Origin of the sequence: Aquisphaera insulae, assembly GCF_011064615.1 — a bacterium.
GTDB classification, from domain to species: Bacteria; Planctomycetota; Planctomycetia; order Isosphaerales; family Isosphaeraceae; genus Aquisphaera; species Aquisphaera insulae.
Window position 1 is genome coordinate 52,986 of record NZ_JAALJH010000053.1, and the last position, 16,477, is coordinate 69,462.

11 protein-coding genes are annotated in these 16,477 nt (G+C 66.7%); 5 read left to right on the plus strand and 6 right to left on the minus strand.

Annotation, left to right across the window (positions count from 1 at the left end; all coding sequences use genetic code 11):
• The first annotated feature begins 263 nt into the window (after nucleotides 1–263).
• Nucleotides 264–1,013, plus strand: coding sequence for a 3-deoxy-manno-octulosonate cytidylyltransferase (gene kdsB, locus G6O54_RS24075; protein ID WP_165228876.1), 750 nt, complete (start codon nucleotides 264–266; stop codon nucleotides 1,011–1,013).
• A gap of 24 nt (nucleotides 1,014–1,037) precedes the next feature.
• Here kdsB and G6O54_RS24080 read toward each other — a convergent pair whose 3' ends face one another.
• Nucleotides 1,038–2,165: an aminopeptidase gene (locus tag G6O54_RS24080; RefSeq protein ID WP_165228878.1), complete on the minus strand. Its 1,128-nt coding sequence runs from the start codon at nucleotides 2,163–2,165 to the stop codon at nucleotides 1,038–1,040.
• A 147-nt stretch (nucleotides 2,166–2,312) separates the two neighbouring features.
• On the opposite strand from G6O54_RS24080, the gene G6O54_RS24085 reads away from it, so the two are divergent.
• Nucleotides 2,313–3,068 carry an SDR family NAD(P)-dependent oxidoreductase gene (locus G6O54_RS24085; protein WP_165228880.1) on the plus strand — a complete coding sequence of 252 codons (756 nt, stop codon included), beginning with the start codon at nucleotides 2,313–2,315 and terminating at the stop codon, nucleotides 3,066–3,068.
• A gap of 12 nt (nucleotides 3,069–3,080) precedes the next feature.
• Here G6O54_RS24085 and G6O54_RS24090 read toward each other — a convergent pair whose 3' ends face one another.
• Nucleotides 3,081–4,331: a hypothetical protein gene (locus tag G6O54_RS24090; protein WP_165228882.1), complete on the minus strand. Its 1,251-nt coding sequence runs from the start codon at nucleotides 4,329–4,331 to the stop codon at nucleotides 3,081–3,083.
• A 144-nt stretch (nucleotides 4,332–4,475) separates the two neighbouring features.
• On the minus strand, nucleotides 4,476–6,383 hold the full coding sequence (locus G6O54_RS24095) for an ABC transporter permease (protein ID WP_165228884.1): 1,908 nt from the start codon (nucleotides 6,381–6,383) through the stop codon (nucleotides 4,476–4,478).
• Nucleotides 6,384–6,597: 214 nt separating this feature from the next.
• Between G6O54_RS24095 and epsC the strand changes: the two genes are divergently transcribed.
• Nucleotides 6,598–7,560 (plus strand): serine O-acetyltransferase EpsC, encoded by a 963-nt coding sequence (gene epsC, locus G6O54_RS24100; RefSeq protein ID WP_165228886.1) that lies wholly within the window; start codon nucleotides 6,598–6,600, stop codon nucleotides 7,558–7,560.
• Between the two features lie 60 nt (nucleotides 7,561–7,620).
• Here epsC and G6O54_RS24105 read toward each other — a convergent pair whose 3' ends face one another.
• The 3 genes from G6O54_RS24105 to glgX all read right to left on the minus strand — a co-directional run bounded on the left by G6O54_RS24105 (nucleotide 7,621) and on the right by glgX (nucleotide 14,319).
• Entirely contained in the window at nucleotides 7,621–8,718 is a 1,098-nt protein-coding gene (locus G6O54_RS24105; protein WP_165228888.1) for a hypothetical protein, read from the minus strand.
• Nucleotides 8,719–8,881: 163 nt separating this feature from the next.
• Nucleotides 8,882–11,986 (minus strand): malto-oligosyltrehalose synthase, encoded by a 3,105-nt coding sequence (treY, locus tag G6O54_RS24110; protein ID WP_205679019.1) that lies wholly within the window; start codon nucleotides 11,984–11,986, stop codon nucleotides 8,882–8,884.
• A 104-nt stretch (nucleotides 11,987–12,090) separates the two neighbouring features.
• Complete coding sequence (gene glgX, locus G6O54_RS24115) at nucleotides 12,091–14,319, minus strand: glycogen debranching protein GlgX (protein WP_165228890.1); 2,229 nt, start codon at nucleotides 14,317–14,319, stop codon at nucleotides 12,091–12,093.
• A 242-nt stretch (nucleotides 14,320–14,561) separates the two neighbouring features.
• Here glgX and G6O54_RS24120 point away from each other — a divergent pair, with 242 nt between their 5' ends.
• Nucleotides 14,562–15,920 carry a glycosyl hydrolase family 28-related protein gene (locus G6O54_RS24120; RefSeq protein WP_165228892.1) on the plus strand — a complete coding sequence of 453 codons (1,359 nt, stop codon included), beginning with the start codon at nucleotides 14,562–14,564 and terminating at the stop codon, nucleotides 15,918–15,920.
• Between the two features lie 207 nt (nucleotides 15,921–16,127).
• The coding region (locus G6O54_RS24125) for a type II secretion system protein (RefSeq protein ID WP_165228894.1) at nucleotides 16,128–16,477 on the plus strand (350 nt) is incomplete at its 3' end.

Consider the following 16,477-nt stretch of genomic DNA (forward strand, 5'->3'; position numbering starts at 1 on the left):
GTCCGCTGGATCGCGATCCTCGAGCGACCTCCTGAGTGGGCCGGCGATGGCTCGCCGTGCCCTTCGGCCCCGCGACCATCGGCGCGGAACCCGGGCGCGATCCCTTCGCGCCACGGTCGCCTCGAGCTGCGATCCCACTCCGGCTTGTGTCCCCTCATGGGACGCGCTAGAGTGAGACAAGGCCCGGGCGATGGCCGGCGGGAACGGGTCCCGTCCGGCGACCCTTGTATCGTCCCGGATCCGGAGCGAGGGCCTTTCGAAAAATGCAAATCGTCGCCGTGATCCCGGCCAGACACGCTTCGACCCGACTGCCCGGCAAACCCCTTCTATCCGAAACCGGTCGGCCGCTCATCCAGCACGTCGTCGAATCCGCGCGGTCCGCGCGATCCTTGCAACGCATCGTCGTGGCCACGGACGACGCGCGAATCCACGACGCGGTCGTCGCGTTCGGCGGCGAGGCCATGATGACCCGCGCGGATCACCCGACCGGGACCGATCGCGTCGCCGAGGTCGCCGCGCGAATCGCGGAAGCCGGCATCATCGTCAACATCCAGGGAGATGAGCCGGAGATTGCCGGCGAGACCATCGATCAGCTCGTATCGCTCCTGCAACAGGATCCCGACGCCCGCATGGCAACCCTGGCGACGCCCATCCGCGAGGAGTCCGTCTACCGGGATCCATCCTGCGTCAAGGTGGTCCGCTCCCGAAACAACCGCGCGCTCTATTTCTCGCGGAGCCCGATCCCCTGCCATCGCGACGGGCTGCCGTCGGGGGGAGGCGAGCCGATCGGGCTGCTTCACCTGGGCCTCTATGCCTTCCGGCGGGACTTCCTCCTCTCGATCGCCAGCCTCCCGCCATCGGCCCTGGAGGCCGCCGAGAAGCTCGAGCAGCTTCGCGTCCTGGAGGCCGGGCACGCCATCGCGATCGGGGTCGTCGAGGAGCCGGGCGTGGGGATCGACACGCCGGCCGATTACCGGCGGTTCGTCGAGCGGTGGCGGGCCCGCGGCCAATGAGCGCGCCGGGAACGGCCGGCCCGATCAGCCGGCTGAGGCCGGGGGATTGAGCGGCTCGAGATCCGGGTGGACGAATCGTCCATCGACGCGGAGGGGCTGGCCGTCGAAGGCGATGGTGCCGCCGCCGTACTCGGGGCGCTGGATCTGGACGAGATCCCAGTGGATCTTCGAGCGATTACCGTTGTCGGCCTCGTCGTAGGCGTTGCCCGGGGTGAAGTGGAAGCTGCCGGCGATCTTCTCGTCGAAGAGGATGTCCCGCATCGGGTGGAAGATCCGCGGATTGCAGCCGATCGAGAACTCGCCCACGAACGCGGCCCCCGCGTCGCAGCCCAGGATCGAGCGGAGCTTCTCCACGTCGCCCGCGGTGCAATCCGCGCGGACGATTCGACCCTTCGAGAATTCGAGGCGGACGCCGTCGAACGGAGAGCCCTGGTAGATCGTGGGGGCGTTGAATCGGACGTGGCCCTCGACGGAGTCACGCACCGGGGCCGTGAAGACCTCGCCGTCGGGGATGTTCATCTCCCCGGCGCAGGGGACGACCGGGATGCCGGCGATCGAGAACCGGAGGTCGGTATCCGGCCCCTGAATGTGGACCTCGCGGGCGGCGTCCATCCGTCCCACCAGGGGCCGCAGGTCGGCGGCCAGCCGGGAGTAATCCAGCGTGCAGGCCCGGAAGTAGAAATCCTCGAACGACTCGGTGCTCATGGCGGCCTGCTGGGCCATGCTCGGGCCCGGCAGTCGCAAGACGCACCATCGGGTCTTCGGGACCCGATACTCGAAATGGACGGGCTTCTGGTACTGCTCGTTGTAGAGATTCATCCGGTCCGATGGGACGTCGGCCAGCTCGCTGATATTCCGGGAGCCGCGGAGACCGATGTAGGCGTCGACCTGCTCCATCCGCGCCCGGTCGACCTCGCCCCATCGCTTCAGGCTGGCCGCCGACCCGTGGCGGACGAGCTCCCGGACCAGGCGATTGTCGCGCACGTCCACCAGGGCGAACGCCCCGAGCTCCAGGGCCTTTCGGACCAGGAGCCTGGGGAGCGAGCTATCGTCCAGGTCGAAGCACTCGATGAAGAGCGTCTCGCATTCCCGGAGCTTGACGGAGTGGCGGATCAGGATCTCTGCGAGCGTCTCCCAGCGCGGGTCGGTCATCGGCAACTCTCGTGGACAGGCACCTGGCGAATCAGGCGACGAGCCCGTCATCCTTGCGGCGGGCGGTCCCCTTGGATTAGCTTACCGGGAGAAGAAGACCGCCGCGAGGCGGCCCCGCCCGAGGTGACCGTGAGGAGGCAACCCGCGTTGAACCCGTTCGACCTGACCGGCAAGGTGGCGATCGTGACCGGAGGGAACGGCGGGATCGGCCTGGGGATCGCGAAGGGGCTGGCCGAGGCCGGGGCGTCGCTCGCGGTCGTCGGCCGGAACGCGGAGAAGTCGCGGGCCGCCGCCGAGGAGATCGGCCGGGGCGCGATCGGCCTTTCGGCCGACGTGGCCCGGGCGGAGGAGGTGGACCGCGTCGCGAAGGAAGTCCTCGGACACTTCGGGCGGATCGACGTCCTCTTCAACAACGCCGGGATCAACATCCGCCGCCCGCCGCAGGAGATCACGGCGGAAGAGTGGACGCTCGTCCTGGAGACGAACCTGACGAGTGCCTTCCTGATGTCGAAGGCCGTCTATCCGGCGATGAAGCGGGCTGGGGGCGGGAAGATCGTGAACACCGGGTCGATGACGTCGATCTTCGGCTCGAGCTTCGCCGCGCCCTACGCGACGAGCAAGGGGGGCATCGTCCAGCTCACCAAAAGCCTGGCCCTCTCATGGGCAGCGGACAACATCCAGGTGAATGCGATCCTGCCCGGTTGGTTCGATACCGAGATGACGCAGCAGGCCCGGGAACAGATCCCGGGCCTGCACGAGCGGGTCCTGGCCCGGATCGCCGCGGGGCGATGGGCCAAACCGGAGGATATGGCGGGCACGGCCGTCTGGCTGGCGAGCCGTGCCAGCGATTACGTCACGGGGGTAGCCATCCCGGTCGACGGGGGTTACTCCGCCGCCCTGTAGCGAAAACGACGGCTACTTCGGCGCTTTGGCCTTCCGACCCTGCGGACTCGCCGTCGGCTGGGCCGAGCCCTCCGGAGCGGGAGTCGTGTCCTCCTCGGGGAGCTTCGGCAGCGCCGCGGGGGTGCCGTCGGCGTTCACGCCCTGGGGGAGAGTCCGGCTGGGCATGGCCGGCATCGGCAGCGCGGGATTGGCCGGGGCCGGCGCCGGGGCCGGGGCGACGACCGAGGCCGGGCGCGAGGTTCGGGCTGCGGGGGGGAAGACCGGGAAGCCCAGGGGCTCCGCGTCCTTTTCCTCGTCCTTCGCGACCTCCTCGGCCGTGATCATGGCGAGGTGCTCGCGGACGACGGCCTTGCCGTCCTTGTCGGCCACGGTATGGGGACCGAAGGCGACCAGCAGGACCTCATCCTTCGGGATCAGCCACTCGCCCGCGATTTCGGCGCGGCCAACCTCGGGGATCTCAACCCTGGCTGTCCGGGCCGGCGCCGACTCCTTGCCAGGAGTTGTCCCATCCACGCCGACGAACTCGACAGCGGCCCACTTCGCCGAACCAGGGTCGGTCAGCTCGTTGTAGCTCTCATACAGCAGGTAGAGACCAAGCTCCGCGCCGGCCATGACCATCTCGGCGGCGTGAGCGCGATGATCCGAACCCAGACCCGCTTCCTCGAAGGCACACTGCGCGACCTCGGGGCAGGCGTCCTGATGGCAGCACGCTTCGTCGGTCTGCACTTCAGTGCAGGCGGCGACCTTCGCGTCCTGCTTGGAAACCTTTGCTTTCTCCGGCGACGGGCAGCTCACCGTGTGGACGGCGCGGACCTCGGTGTCCTCGATGACGACCTGGGTGAGGATCCCCTGGTCCATGGCTCGGCCGGAGACCGTCGCGGCCATCCCCTCACGGATCGTGTCCGAGGTCTGCCGGGGTGCGGTCCCCTCGCCGCGCCAGGCGACCTGGGTGACGTAGGAATGGCCCTTGCGGCTGGTCACGTGGGCGGGGGTCTGGGAGCGGGTCATGACCTTGGGCGTCGCGGGGCCTTCCTTCACGGAGCCGGCCGGGAGCTTCTGGATGAAGTCTTTCGGGGCCGTCCAGACCGTGACGCCGCCCCGGCTGGCGACGGCCTTGAGGCCGGGGACGCCGCCTTCACGCCACTCCAGGCCGCGGACCTCGATCGTCTTGAACTGGTAGGTGATCTCGGGGCCGTCCGTCCGGTTCACGGGCCCACCGGCCAGCCCGGCCAAGACGGCGACCCACCTCAATGCCGTGTTCATGCGACGACCTCCGTTTCGTCCGGATCTCCTGCGAATCCTCTGTCGAAGCCCGCGCAGGGCCGGGCTCGGGCGGGATGATACGTGCGATCGCGGGAGGCGTCAACGGCGGCTGTCGGCCGGCCGGGGCCCGGACTTCAGTTTTCTTCAACGATCCTGGGGACGAGTCGTTTCCTCAATCATCGGCGGTGTTTCCGGCTCGTCCGCCGTGAAGACGACCCCATCCGAGGAGGGCAGATCGTCGAGGAACTCGATCCCCGCAGGATCGGGACTCTCGAGGGGATGACGGAACTGTCGTCTGGGTCGGTCGACCAGCGTCTCGAATTCCTCGCGAGAAATCCCGTACAGGCCGGCCGAGCAAAGGCCATAGAAGATCACGCAGAGGATGGATCCCACCGCGATCCCGGGATCAACCAGGCGTGCGCCGTGGAGGAGCTCGTCCAGTTCCTGGTAGGAGAAGGGTGAGAACGCCACGAACAGGGGAGACACCCCGGCGAGGACGGACGCCGTACCTGGTCCGCCATGCAGCGTGGGGACGCAACAGAGGAGATAGCCGAGGTTCAGGAAGACCGCGACCCCCACCGTCGCGGCGATGGCCCCCGCGGAGGTCTTGCATCGAAGGGAAAAGTAGGTCCCCAGCGTCGCCGGGAAGACGAGCAGGCTGCCGGTCAGGAGAGCCGCCAGGACGAATCCAAGCGGATGAACGGCGCCGCAGACGAGACCGCACAACCAGGTGAAGAGCATACCGCTCAGGAGGAACCGGCTACGCCAGTAGGTGCCCAGGATCTTGGCGTGGATGATCTCTCGCCCCTCGAGCGGCGTGGCGGCCAGGCTGATCCAGGTGTCGCGCTCGCGCTCCGAGGTGATGCCCGTCGCCGCGGAGACGCAAGACAGTAGGCCCGCCAGGACGTAGAGGATCGTCGTGACGGAACGGACCACGAAGCTCAGGCTTCGGCTCGCGTAGGGTGGTTCAGTCGCACCATAGCCGTGCCTCGCAACTTCTTTGAATGCCGGGAGACATGCGATAACCAGGATCAAGAAGAGTGTCCCGGCGAATGCCACCTTCAGAAAAACCGCGAGCGCGAAACGGGGTACGCTGGACGATCCCAGGGTTCCGCTGCATTCCTTCCAGATCATCGGCCGATCGCCCACAGCCGGTCGTGGACCCAATCGAAGCGGGCCTCCTTCACGGCGTCTCCAACGAAGGAACCGCCTTAGCCTGCCGACCCGAGGCCCTCGCTCCCGGGGCCGGAGTCGAAACGTAGCCCAGGCGAGAAGCGGTACCGAGACGGCGATCTGGGCCAGGAAGGAGCGCAGGAGCGCAGCCGGCCAGCCCTGGCCCGACGTCAGGTCGTCCATGAGCCCGTTCAGCGGGCTGAGCGAGGCAATCCACTCGCCAACTGCATCGAAGCGATGGAGCCAGTTCGCCTGCGGCCAGCCTGATCCGGACTGGATCACGAGATTGAGCCAGGCCAGGAGATAAAGGCCGGCCAGCTCGATGGCATAGGTCGCGATGATTGCGTCCCGCGGGAGGGTGCAGTAGAGGGAGACCACCATGGACATGCTGGCAACGAAGCAGATCGAGGAAAACCCGACTCCCGCAGTCAGCCAGACCATCAAGGGATCCACTCCGCCGAGGAACAGCGACAGGCTGAGGATCGGCAGGCACATCAGGAGCAGTGTCACCAGATTGATGAGTCGTGAGGCGAATTTGCCGCACACGATCTCCACGCCGCCGAGGGGGCTGGCGAGCAGGTAGGGCAGGATCTTGCGCTGGCGTTCCTCGGCGATGGAGCCGGCGAGGTAAGCCGGCGTTAGCACCAGGATGAGCAGAAACTCGACCCAAACCGTGGCAAGGAACAGGTCGAAGCCGAGGTTAGCAACGTCGCGCGGCGCGTATTCGTGGTAGGGAGAGTGCAGGCCATACCTGCCCTGCCCCACGAATGAGATCAGCAGGAAAAGCAGCAGGAGGCCGATCCCCGTCCGGAGGATGAACGTCCGCCGCCGGCGAGCGGCCGCTCGCAGCTCATGGAAGAAGACGGGGCCGGGGAACATCAGCTTCTGGGGCTCCGCGGATCCGACGGAGGGGCGACAGGTCGATCCGGCGACGGAGGATTGATTCTACCCCCTCGGTCTGACGAATGTCGATCGGTTGCGTGACAGACGATCGCGAGACATCATTTCGCGACAGGCCGCTTCCCGGATAGGATAAGATGGAATCCCGCCACGCGGATCACGGTGTGCTCGTTCACGCGAAAGGATCGGGCGAATGGCCACGGACGTGAAGCTGAAGGAACTGCTGCCGGCGATCACCGAGCGCATCGTCGAGACCTACGAGGAATGTGGCGCGATCCACCACCTCGGCCATTCCCCGCTGCCGAGCTATCGCGAGATCGTTGAGATCCTCGGCGATTTTCGCGAGATCATCTTCCCGGGATACGGCCGGCGACAGAACCTGCACATCGGCAACGTCGCGTACCATGTCGGCGACATCGTCGACGGCCTCCACGACCGCCTGACTCAGCAGATCGCCAGGGCCTTTCGTCACAACTGCCGTGCGAAGGACCTTGAGGCCGACTTCGAGGCCCACGCCCAGGACGTCGCCGTCCGCTTGCTCGAAGCGATCCCGGAGTTGCGGCGGACGCTGAAGGAGGACGCCCTCGCCGCCTATGACGGCGACCCCGCGGCTCGCAGCCAGGACGAGATCGTCTTCTGCTATCCCGGACTGGCCGCGATCTCCGTCTATCGGCTGGCGCACGTCCTGCACGCGCTGGACGTCCCGTTGATACCCCGGATGATGACGGAATACGCCCACGGCAAGACGGGGATCGACATCCATCCCGGCGCGCGGATCGGCCGCAGGTTCTTCATCGACCACGGTACCGGCGTCGTCATCGGCGAGACCACCGAGATCGGCGAGAACGTCAAGATCTACCAGGGGGTGACGCTGGGCGCGCTCAGCTTCCCGCGGGACGAGTCCACCGGCGAGGTCGTCCGGGGCAACAAGCGTCATCCCACGATCGAGGACGACGTCGTCATCTATGCCAACGCCACGATCCTCGGGGGCGACACGGTCATCGGCCACCACTCGATCATCGGATCATCCGCCTGGATCACGCGGAGCGTGGCGCCCCACACGACGGTCACCATAGAGAACCCGCGGCTCCGCTACCGTGAAGGGGACGTCCAGTCCGACGACGGCTACGCGGGCCGGCTCAACTACCAGATCTGATCCGATCGAAGGATCGGGCCGGCGCGAACAGCGGTCGCGCCGGCCTGCCTTCAGGCGGGCTCATTTCGGCTTCGGGGCCTTCTTCTGGAGGTCATCGTACGTGAGCGAGGAGAAGAACTTCTCCATCGCATCCTGGGTCGACGGAGCGGGCCCGGAGGCGGCGAGCGCCGGGGCGATCTCGCTCCGAAGGGCGACGAGCAACGGGTGGAGCGTCGTCAGCGAGGAGCGCTCCGCGGCGGTGTTCGCCACGCCGAAGCGGAGGTTGAACGCCTTCATGAAGCTGAGGAGCTCGCCCAGCGAGACGTTCTCCTTCTTCTGCAGGCCGGCGAGGATCACGTCGTATTCGGGCGAGCGGAGCATGACGACGAGGCCGTGTGCCGCCTTGAGGAACCGATCGGCCTCGCGGCGCTCCCGGCTGCCGGCCTGGTAGGCGGAGGCGACCTTCTCCTCGGCCGAGTAGAGGGCGGCGAGGATCTTATCCAGGACGGCGGGGTCCGGCGTGATCTCGTCGGCGTCGGACTCGAAGAGCTGCTTCTCCAGGGTGGAGATCGTCTCCCGCTCCGCGGCGAACTGGGGGGTATTGAGGGCCGCCGGCAGGTGGCCGCCGACCAGGTCGTGGAGGCTGATCGTGATGGCCGCCGCGGCATACCGGAACGGGATGTTCCGCACGATCCGCGAGGGGACGGGAGCCTTGGCCGACTGCAACGCCTTCACGTAGATCCTGGGATCGTTGAGGACGTCCAGCGAGGCATTGAGGGCGTCCCCCTGGGTGATATCTCGGGGCTCCGGATTGTTCCGGAGCCGGTCGAGGCGGGCGTCGATCGCGGCGTTGGTTCGCTCCCGCTCCGCCAACTGACGCTGGGTACGGATCCGGTTGGCGTTGGACTGCGCCTCGTGCACGTATTCATTCCACCGCATCACGGTATCGGTGTTGAGCGCATCGGCCTCGGCCGTCAACTGGTTGTAGATGCCGGCGCCCATCAGGAACATCCCCTCGCCTCGGGCGATGTCTCCCTGCGCCGTGCCGACCCCCATGCCCATCCATTCCCAGCCGCCCATCATGCCGCCGGGCATGCCCCACTGGGCACGGGCCGTGGTCGCCGGCAGCGCCACGATCAGGAATCCGAATATCGTCGCCAACCTGGATCGCCGAAACATCGATGGTCCTCGCAAGGGGGATGTGCCTTCGCACTGCAGTGATAACCTGGCGCCATGCCACGACCGCATCTTACTCTGGCGAGGTTCGATCGTCTGCCGACTCGACCGGGATTTTCCGCGTTCCGGTGCGGACGACTCGGTCGTGTGGGCGTAAAGATCGGGCTCATCCGACCAGAAGCGCGACCGGGAACGAGGCGAACAACTCGGCGGCCTTGAGCCTCGTCGTGCCCGCGGGATCGACCGAGATGGTCTCGCCGGTGAAGACGTTGCGGAGCGCCCTGGACCCACCGGGGTGATCGACGACGAGCTCGGTTTCCCCCCAGTTCGCGGCGCCCGGGGGACGATCCTCATCGACGAGCCGGGTTGGCAGCCTGGGAATGGCCACGAGGGCCCGATGGTCGCCATCCGCGCGCAGAAAGGCGAAGAGGCAGTCCGATCGGGCCCCTCGCGGAGTGAGAGGGCGATAATCCCCCGACGTGAAGAGCGAAGGGTATTGCCGCCGCGCCAGCAAGGCCCGCCAGTGCAAGTAGAGCTTCACTCGCCCGTCGGCCGGATTCGAGGCGAGCTCCAGGGCGAGCTTCCGCGGACCGATCGCCGGGTCCTCATGCGCGGTGACGAGCTCTCGGAGGAGACGCGCACGAAGCTCGAAGTCGACGGGCCGACGATTGTCCGGGTCGACCAGGCTGAGGTCCCAGAGCTCCGCCCCCTGGTAGGTATCCGGCACGCCGGGCATCGCGATCTTGAGGAGCGACTGGGACAGGGAATTGATCATGCCGTGCCGGCTGATGACGGACTGGAACTCCGCGAAATCCCGCAGGAACTCCGCGTTCGTCGGATCGAGTACCCCGGTCACGAACGCATCGACCGCCGCATCGTAGTCCGCATTCGGGTTCTGCCAACTGCTGTGAACCTTCGCCTCGTGGAGGGCCTTCTGCATGAAGCCGCGGAGCCGATCCACGAACGAGCGATCGGTCGCGGCGCCCAACCCCTCCATGGGCCAGGCACCCAGAAGGTTCTGATAGAACAGGCACTCCTCGTTCCGATCCGGGGCCCACCTTCCGTCGATCGAGGTTCGCAGTTTGCGATTGAGCTCGCTCCACCGGGCCAGGGCGTCAAACCAGGCGTCCGGGATCTCGGAGAGCACATTGATGCGGGCGCGCACGTCGTCGCTGCGTTTGGTGTCGTGCGTCGACAGCGGGGTCATCGCCCGGGGGAATCGTCCCGCCCGCTCCTGGTTCCAGCGATGCAGGGAATCCGGCTCGGCGCCGAACTGGCCGGGCTCGCCTCCGACCTCGTTGAGAGAGACCAGTCGGTTGTAGACGTAGAAGGTGGTGTCCTCGAGCCCCTTCGCCATCACCGGGGCCGTGACCTGCTGGAACTTGCCGGCGAACTCGGCCGGAGACAGACCGGCCTCCGAGTCCTCTTCCGCGGTCGCGGTCCCGTCCAGGAGCACGTCCCGCAGGAACTGGAATACGGCGCGGCTGATCATCGGATTGCGCCGCCTGGCCGAGCGCACGGCTCGATCGACGACCTCTCGGTCCTGCTCGTGGATCAGGCCCGCCGTGATATAGCTCCGATAGACGGGGAAGGACGCGATCACCTCGCGGGTGGCCTGCCGGAGGACGCTCTGGGTGAAGTCACGCGACCTGCGGTCTCGCCGCGCGATCCGTTCGAGCTGATGAGACAGGACGTGCAGCTCGCTCGCCAGCGAGATGTCCAGGATGAGCCGCTTCTTCCAGGTGACGAGCTCGGGGTACGGAGTCGAATCCCCGAGCCACTCCTGATAGCGGCGGGTGAACGCCGCCGCCGAGGACCGGTCGACGAACAGGTCGTTGATGCGGTTGAGCGCGTCGTAACCGGAGGTCCCGTGCGAAATCCAGTCCTCCGGGAAAGGCTCCTCCGCGCTCAGGATCTTCTCCACGACCACGTAGAGCCTTGGGTCGTTGATGCCCGGCACCGGCGCGGCGTGGACGAGATTGTACAGGTGCGGACGAAGCTCTTCCCAGGCGACGCACCCGGCCCTCGGGCCGTCGAGGTGGATTCGCCGCGCCGTCATCAGGACGAATGCCTGCTGGAGCCGGGCGAGATACTGCTTGGGATCGAGCAGGCCGTCGGGGTGATCGATCCTCAGGCCGGTCGCGCCGGGGCGGGTGATGATGTCGAGGATGAGGCGGTGGGTCGACCGCATCACCTCCTCGCGATCGGTCCGCAGGGCGGCCAGCGTGTTGATGTCGAAGAACCGCCGGTAGTTGATCTCATCCTGGGCCACCCGCCAGTAGGCCAGGCGGTAAGGCTGGGCATCCAGGAGACGATCCAGCTCGTCGAAGCTCCTGGGCTGCCCGGGCGTGCCATTGAGCGCTTGCAGCGCATCCTCGATCGCCCGAGCGACGACGGGCTGCGCGTCCACAAGGGCGGCCAGCCTGCGCTTCACGACCTCCTTCTCGCGCCGCCGCTCGGCCACGCGTCCCGGGGAGGTGTCCGAATGGGGCGGCAGGTTGCGGATCGCCGTCAGGATGCTCTCGATCTCGATGACCAGCTCGTCCTCGTTTCCGGCCTGAAGGATCATGGCTCGGAGTGTCGGATCGAGGACCACGCAGTACGACTTGGGATCGATGGGGAACCGATGTTCGCCGTACCGGACGTGGAAGGCCCCCCCCTCCCGGGCGACGACCAGCTCTCCCTTCTCGAGCACCACGCCGAAGAGGTCCCCCAGGAACGGAAGGAGGACGCGGCCCCGATTCTCGGGTCGAGTCGGGGCCGCCCAGTCGATGTCGAAGTCGTCGGCGTGGATCGACGCCTGGCCGTTCTCCAGGACGTCGTTCCATCGGGGGTTCTCGTTGCCGAGGATCCCCATGTGATTGGGCACGACGTCGAGGATGAGGCCGAGCCCGTGCCGGCGCAGTTCCGTGAGCCAGGCGTCGTGCTCGGACTCCGTGCCGATCTCGGGATTGAGCGTCTCGTGGTCGGTGATGTCGTAGCCGTGAACGCTCCCGGGCGCGGCCTTGAGGTAGGGAGATGCGTAGGCGTCCGAGATGCCGAGCTCCGCCAGGTAAGGGACGACGGCCCTGGCGTCGCGAAACGTGAACCCGGCGTGGAGCTGCAATCGGTAGGTGGCATCGGGCAAGGCCCGGCGCCCTCGGATTTCCGCCAGGGCCGCGTGGAAGAGTTCGCGGGCGTAATCCGGCAGGTCGATCGGGACGGATGCGATCCCGGACGAGCCGATCTCGGAAGGGGATCGCTCGCTACAAAGGTCCGTCGCGCTGGGCATGACGACTCCTGTCGTGGGGTGGTGGGCGGCGACCGGCCGGCCGGCGCCGGGAGCCAGGCCGGGGGACATCCGCTTGGCGACGTCCCCCCGGCATTGGCATGCGATCAGGGCCCCGGTCGCGACGCCGGTCTGTGCGAGGGCACCGGCGGCACGGGCTTGCGAGCCTCCTTGCGGACGGCCTGGTCCTCCGTGCGCGACAGGGGCTCGGCCTCGGACTTCTCGCGTGTGAAGAAGACGGCGAGAGTCCGGTCCTTCAGCTCGACCTCCTCGCCGGCATTCAGCACCCGAGAGGTCCGATCCGCCGTCGCGGTGTCCAGGACCATCTCCCAGACCTGACCCTCGCGCGTCTCCGGGAGCTTGAACGTCATGGGCTCGTGGTGCGCATTGAGCAGGATTAGGGCCGTATCATCAACGATGGGCTCGCCACGCTCGTCGATGTCGTGGATCAGGTCGCCCGCGAGGCGAACCCCCATGCTCTTGACGTAGCCGGCATTCCAGGAATCGTCCGACATCTCCTCTCCGGAGGGCTCCAGGAAGGAAATGTCCTTGATCTCGTCGCCGCGGAGTGAGCGCCCCTGGAAGAAATGGCGGCGCTGGAAGACGGGGTGCTCGCGGAAGATCTGGCAGACCCGGCTGGTGAAATCGAGGAACTTCTCCTGTCGCTCGGTCAGCTCCCAGTTCAACCAGGTCAATTCATTGTCCTGGCAGTAGGTGTTGTTATTCCCCTTCTGGGTATGGCCGATCTCGTCGCCGGCGAGGATCATCGGCACGCCCTGCGAGAGGAGCAGGGTCGCCATCATGTTCCGCTTCTGCCGCTCGCGGAGGTCGAGGATCGCCGGATCGTCGGTCGGCCCCTCCACGCCACAGTTCCAGCTATCGTTGTTGCTGGCGCCGTCGCGATTCTCCTCGCCGTTGGCCTCATTGTGCTTCTCGTTGTAAGAGACGAGGTCCTCGAGCGTGAAACCGTCGTGGCAGGTGATGAAGTTGATGCTCGCGTAGGGAGCCCGGCCGTTGTGGAGGTACAGGTCGCTGGAGCCGGAAAGCCTGGTTGCGAATTCCGAGACGGTCCCGCCGTCCCCCTTCCAGAACCGGCGGACGTTGTCGCGATACTTGCCGTTCCACTCGGTCCAGAGCACGGGGAAGGAGCCCACCTGGTATCCGCCGGGCCCGACGTCCCACGGCTCCGCGATCAGCTTCACCTGCGAGAGGATCGGATCCTGGTGGATGATGTCGAAGAAGGCCCCCAGTCGATCCACCTCGTAGAGCTCGCGGGCGAGGGTGCTCGCGAGGTCGAAGCGGAAGCCGTCCACGTGCATCTCGACCACCCAGTACCGCAGGCTGTCCATGATGAGCTGGAGCACCTGGGGGTTCTGCATGTTGAAGGTGTTGCCGCAGCCGGTGAAGTCCATGTAGTAGCGCGGGTCCGGCGCCAGGCGGTAGAGGCTCGCATTGTCCACGCCGCGGAACGAGAGGGTCGGCCCGCGCTCGTTCCCCTCGGCGGTGTGGTTGTAGACGACGTCCAGGATGACCTCGATCCCCGCAGCGTGCAGCGAGCGGACCATCATCTTGAATTCGCGGATCGTGGACTCCGGGTTGGGGTCGGTCGCGTACCGCGGATCCGGGGCGAAGAATCCGAGCGTGTTGTATCCCCAGTAGTTCACCCGCCCCTTCTCCGTCAGGAACCGATCGTCCACGTGGTAGTGCACCGGGAGCAGCTCCACCGCCGTCACCCCGAGCGCGAGGAGCCGCTGCACCGAGGCCTCGGACGCCAGCCCGGAATAAGTCCCCCTGGCCTTGTCCGGCACGCCGGGCATGAGCTTCGTGAAGCCCTTGACGTGGACTTCATAGATCAAGGTCTTGTGCCAGGGCGTCAGGGGGGGGCGGTCGTCGCCCCAGGTGAAGGCCGTGTCCACCACGGCGGCGAGCGGCGCGAACGGGGCGCTGTCGCGCTCGTCGAACGACAGGTCGGCTTCCGGGCTGTCCAGCTTGTAGCCGAAGAGCGAGTCGTCCCACTTCAGGTCGCGGCCGATGGCCTTGGCGTATGGGTCCAGCAGCAACTTGTGAGGATTGAATCGATGACCTTTAGCGGGCTCGTATGGGCCGTGGACCCGGTAGCCGTAGAGCTGGCCGGGGAGGATGTCTGGGAAGTAGTTGTGCCAGACCTGAGCGGTCTGCTCCGTCAGCTCGAAGCAGGCGGTTTCTCCGGCGGCGTCCGGGCCGTCCAGGAAGCAGATCTCGACCTTCGTCGCATTCTCCGCGAAGATGCTGAAATTCACCCCGGCCCCGTCCCAGGTCGCTCCGAGGGGAAAGGGCTTGCCCGGCCAGACTCTCATGGGTTTCTCCGTCGAGGACGACAACGCCGTGGGCGCGATCCGCTACGATCTGCAACGAAACTCACGCCTTGTCTCGACGTGATAACACACCGGCTTTGCACTTTGTATGCCAACGCGAGATTGTCTTCCCCGAGAAGGCCGAGCGGGCCGCCGCTTGAGGCGGCTGGATGGCCGGGCTATCCTGCGCAGAAGCTGGTGGACGAGTTCCCGCTCCGCCACTTTCCCGGTCCAGGAGGCCCCGCATGAACGGTCGGCGCGAGCATCGACGCGACGAGCAAGGGATCGGCCGACGTGAGCTGATCGGGGATCTCGCCACGGGGAGTGTCCTCGGACTCGGCCTGGCGTACCCGCTGGGGGCGCAGGGGGCCGCGGCCGCCGATCCGGCGATCCCGAGGACGGACGGCATCCTTCACATCAAGACGTTCGGCGCGCGGGGCGACGGCGTCAGCGACGACACGGCGGCGATCCGCGCGGCGATCGCGGCGGCCTCGGCCGCGGGCGGCGGGATCCTCTTCTTCCCGCCGGGGAAATACGTCATCACCTCGACGATCCAGGTCGATCAGGGACGAATCGCATTCCAGGGGGCGGGCTGGGGCGCGACGATCTTCACGCCCCGGATCGTCGATGGCGATGTCTTCGCGTTCGGCGATGGGGCGCACGCGCCCGACCGCAACAAGATGGCCGACTTCGCCATCAGGCCGTCGCAACCCATGAAATCGGGGGCGGCGATCCACGTCCGGAACGGCAACGGCATCACCCTGACGGACTTCGAGATCGACGGCGCCTGCGTCGGCCTGAACATCGACGACCTGGGCCTCCAGAGCGGCGTCCACGCACGCGACTTCCTGATCGTCAACGCGAGCCAGGCCGCCATCCGCATCGGGAGGGAGAGCCCGCCGCCCTACCAGCCGAACGAGGTCTTCCTCACCAACGGCACGATCTCCCAGTGCGGCGTCGGCCTGGACCTGATCTACGTCGACGGGCTCTACGCGTCGGCGCTCTCCATCTACAAGTCCGCGACCGCGGGCGTGCGATTCGGGCCGGCCGAGAAGACCGTCGTCAGCGATTCGATCTTCGTCAACTGCATCGCGGACAGCACCGTTTCCGGCGACGGCTGGTCGTTCGCCGGATCGGGGGTGACCGCGAACATCGCCCTGGACAACTGCATCACGAGCTTCAACCACGGCCGAGGGCTGAGTGTCCAGCCCGGGGCGCGGGTCAACGGCCTTCAGGTCCGCGGGGGCATCTACCAGGGCTGCGATCTACCCGGGATCGTCCTCGAAAGCGTGCAAGCGCGGAACGTCCAGATCCAGGGAGTGCAGGTTGGCTTCAACGGCAAATCCGAAATCGGACGGCACGCCGGCATCCACGTCGGCGCGGGGGTCTGCGACTTCACGATCGACGGGTCCATGATCGGCGAGGTCGGCACCTTCACGTCCGTCACCCGGAATTCCCAGGCCTGGGGCCTCGTCATTGCCCGGGGATCGAGCGACGGCTACGTCATCACGAACAACCGCTTCGTCGGCAACCTCACGGGCGGGCTCTCCGATGGCGGGGCCGGGTCGAACAAGACCGTTGCGGGGAACATCACTCGAAAGTGATGCTCACGAATCCTTCGTCTCCCCGTGTTCCCAGAACCCCCATTTTGAGGGCATACGAGATTTCTTCCGAATCTCGGGGAAATCCGCGATACCCACGGTCAGCACCGGTGTTTGCCTTCCCATGCACTCGATCGGGCCTGGTCGAGTGGCCGTCATGGAACGGTCCGCCGGGTCTGGTCGTGGTCCTCGGGACGGGAGGGTCGGATCATGGGGCGTCCGAATCGAGCGTTCACGCTGATCGAGCTTCTGGTGGTGATCTCGATCATAGGGGTCCTCGTGGGCCTGCTCTTGCCGGCGGTGCAGTCGGCCCGCGAGGCGGGGCGGCGGGCGCAGTGCCAGAACAACATGCGTCAGATCGGCATGGGGCTGCTCGAGTTCAAGAACGTCCACCACTACTTCCCCAACGCGGGGACGTTCGCCGAGAACACCATGGTTAACATGGAGGATCCGCACGATCCCCGGGAGAAGAAGAACCAGTCGTTCATCTGGCGTTCGATCAACTCGCCCACGGATCTCGGCTCCGGGTTCTTCCCATGCCTGTACAACTGGGTCGTCGA

Bases quoted from the DNA above. Each gene is read 5' to 3' on its own strand.
- G6O54_RS24090 (WP_165228882.1), bottom strand. From the start codon at position 4,331: ATGAACACGGCATTGAGGTGGGTCGCCGTCTTGGCCGGGCTGGCCGGT.
- glgX (WP_165228890.1), bottom strand. From the start codon at position 14,319: ATGAGAGTCTGGCCGGGCAAGCCCTTTCCCCTCGGAGCGACCTGGGAC.
- G6O54_RS24080 (WP_165228878.1), bottom strand. From the start codon at position 2,165: ATGACCGACCCGCGCTGGGAGACGCTCGCAGAGATCCTGATCCGCCAC.
- kdsB (WP_165228876.1), top strand. From the start codon at position 264: ATGCAAATCGTCGCCGTGATCCCGGCCAGACACGCTTCGACCCGACTG.
- epsC (WP_165228886.1), top strand. From the start codon at position 6,598: ATGGCCACGGACGTGAAGCTGAAGGAACTGCTGCCGGCGATCACCGAG.
- treY (WP_205679019.1), bottom strand. From the start codon at position 11,986: ATGCCCAGCGCGACGGACCTTTGTAGCGAGCGATCCCCTTCCGAGATC.
- G6O54_RS24120 (WP_165228892.1), top strand. From the start codon at position 14,562: ATGAACGGTCGGCGCGAGCATCGACGCGACGAGCAAGGGATCGGCCGA.
- G6O54_RS24095 (WP_165228884.1), bottom strand. From the start codon at position 6,383: ATGTTCCCCGGCCCCGTCTTCTTCCATGAGCTGCGAGCGGCCGCTCGC.
- G6O54_RS24105 (WP_165228888.1), bottom strand. From the start codon at position 8,718: ATGTTTCGGCGATCCAGGTTGGCGACGATATTCGGATTCCTGATCGTG.